The sequence below is a fragment of the Galactobacter sp. genome (genome assembly GCF_022712295.1).
Classification (GTDB): domain Bacteria; phylum Actinomycetota; class Actinomycetes; order Actinomycetales; family Micrococcaceae; genus Galactobacter.
Genome location: NZ_JALAGT010000129.1, coordinates 1 through 2,531, shown reverse-complemented (window position 1 = coordinate 2,531; position 2,531 = coordinate 1). Strand labels below are relative to the sequence as shown.

At 68.5% G+C, this 2,531-nt stretch carries 2 protein-coding genes; both read left to right on the top strand.

The window, feature by feature from the left end; all coding sequences use genetic code 11:
• Positions 1–1,448, top strand: a 1,448-nt coding sequence (locus Q0A15_RS09630; RefSeq protein WP_291279314.1) for an NtaA/DmoA family FMN-dependent monooxygenase, incomplete at its 5' end; no start/stop codon positions are given.
• The coding region (locus Q0A15_RS09625) for an NADH:flavin oxidoreductase/NADH oxidase (protein ID WP_291279313.1) at positions 1,445–2,531 on the top strand (1,087 nt) is incomplete at its 3' end. The genes Q0A15_RS09630 and Q0A15_RS09625, both read left to right, overlap by 4 nt.

Here is a 2,531-nt window from a genome sequence, read left to right as displayed (position 1 = left end):
GAGGCATCATGACCATCCACGTTCCCCACACCGCCACCGAGGTCGCCCGCACCGACTACGCCCGCCCACACGCCCGGATTCACCTCAACGTGTTCCAGCCCTTCGGTCCCGTCTACGAATGGTCCAGGACGCCGCGCTCGCGTGACTTCTACGAACCTGACAAATACGTGGAGCTGGTCCGAGATGCCGAACGCGGGCTCTTCTCCGCCGTGTTCCTCGGCGAGAGCCTCCGATTGCGGGAGCACCTGGGCCGGCTCAACGACATCGCGGTGACCGGCCGCCCCGATGCCCTCGCCCTGTTTGCCCACCTGGCCGCGCACACCGAGCACATCGGTCTCGTTGCCACCCTCAACACCACCTACACGGACCCAGTGGATCTCGCACGCCGCATCGCGACCGTGGATGTGCTCAGTGGCGGGCGAGCGGGCTGGAACGTCGTGACCACCGACAACGCCTGGACAGGGGAGAACTTCCGACGCGGTGGATTCCTGGCCCGTGAGCACCGCTATACCTATGCCGAGGAACACGTAGCAGCCGTGCAGGCACTCTGGGACGGGTTCCCGTCCTCCGCCGTGGCCACCGATCGGGAGGGCACGTCGTGGGCCAAGGAGTCAGCCGTCTCCGAGGTCGTCCGGAACGGCCCGCACCTCGACCTCCGCGCGGTTCCCCAGGTGGCGGGCAGCCCCCAGGGGCAACCGATCTACTTCCAGGCAGGGGATTCGGACGAGGGGCGTGACTTCGCTGCCCGCCGCGCGGAGGGGATCTTCACCCATCACGTCCAGTTCGACGACGCCGTGGAGTTCACGGCAGACATGCGTGCCAGGGCGCGTCGGTATGGCAGGCCGGGCGACGATCTCCTGGTGATCCCGGGTGCCTCGATCGTGGTGGCGCCAACGCACAAGGAGGCCGAGGAGAAGTCCAGGTACTACCAGGAGCTCTTCCTCAATGACCGCCGCATCCAACAGACCATTGAGGCGGTCTGGCAGCAGGACCTCAGCCACGTGGATCTCGACGGCCCCCTTCCCGAGGCACCTCCCGCCAAGGAGGAACAGAGTCATACTCACGGGATCGTCCACACCGGCCATGACCCCGCCAGCAAGATCCGGGAATGGAAGACCGTCGCGCAGCGGCACGGCCTCACCTCCATCCGGCAGGTGGTGCACCATCTGGTCGGAGAGCGGGACTTCGTCGGATCGGCGGGTGAGGTGGCGGATCAGCTGGCCCACCATGTGCGTTCCGATGCCTTCGACGGCCTGAATGTGAGCCCTCACGCGTTCCCCGACGGGCTGACCGAGATCGTGGATCTGTTGGTGCCGGAGCTGCAAGAGCGAGGCGTGTACCCCGAGTCCTACGCGGGGACCACGTTGCGGGAGAACCTCGGCCTCCCGGAGACGGTGGCACATCGCGTTCCGGCACCGACTCCGCGGCGGGCGACGGTGCCGGCATGACCGAAGCCGTCTCCACGCAGGAAAGGGGCACCGGGCCCACCACTGCGTCATTGTTCGAGCCCTTGCGTCTGCGCGACCTCGAGGTCAGCAACCGGCTCTGGCTCTCACCCATGTGCCAGCACTCGGCAGTGGACGGGATCGTCAACGACTGGCACCTGGCCCACCTCGGGGACAGGGCCTCCGGAGGGTGGGGGCTCCTGTTCACCGAAGCCACCGCAGTCTCTGCGCGCGGACGGATCAGTCCAGGCGACGCCGGCATCTGGACCGACGCCCAACAGCGGGCATGGAGCCGCGTGGTGGATTTCGTCCATGCACGCGGCACGCCGATCGCGCTGCAGCTGGCGCATGCGGGGAGAAAGGCCTCGCTTCCGGCCCCGTGGTCCCCACGCACGGATGCACTGATGCCCGACGAGGGAGGCTGGGTCCCGCTCTCCGTCACCGACGTCCCGTTCCCCGGTTCCGCGGTCCCCGAGGCGGCCTCTGCCGCGGACCTGGCGAGCGTCGTCGCCGACTTCGCCGCCGCGGCGAGGCGCGGCGTCGACGCCGGGTTCGATGCGATCGAGATCCTCGCCGGGCACGGCTTCCTCATCCATTCCTTCCTCTCGCCCCTGACCAACACCCGCCGCGACGAGTGCAGGGACGGAGTGCTCCTGCTTCGGGAGATCGTCCGCGGGATCCGTACTCAGATCCCCAGGACGATGCCGCTGCTGGTGCGACTCTCGTCGACGGATTGGCTGGACGGCGGACTGACCGATGCCGACACCGCCCGGATCGCCGAGCGCCTCCTCGACCTCGGGGTGGACCTGATCGACATCTCCTCCGGCGGGATCCTCCCTGCGGACATTCCCGTCGGCCCCGGATACCAGGTGCCCGGTTCCGAGACCGTACGTGAGCAGGCGGGCGTCCCCACCAGTGTCGCCGGACTGATCACCGACCCCGGTCAGGCCGCACGGATCGTCGGGGAGGGTCACGCAGACGCCGTGAAGATCGGGCGGGCCGCCCTGCGCGATCCCTGCTTTGCACACCGCGCGGCCCACGCGCTCCGGGAAGAGACCCGCTGGCAGCCGCAATACACCAGAGGGG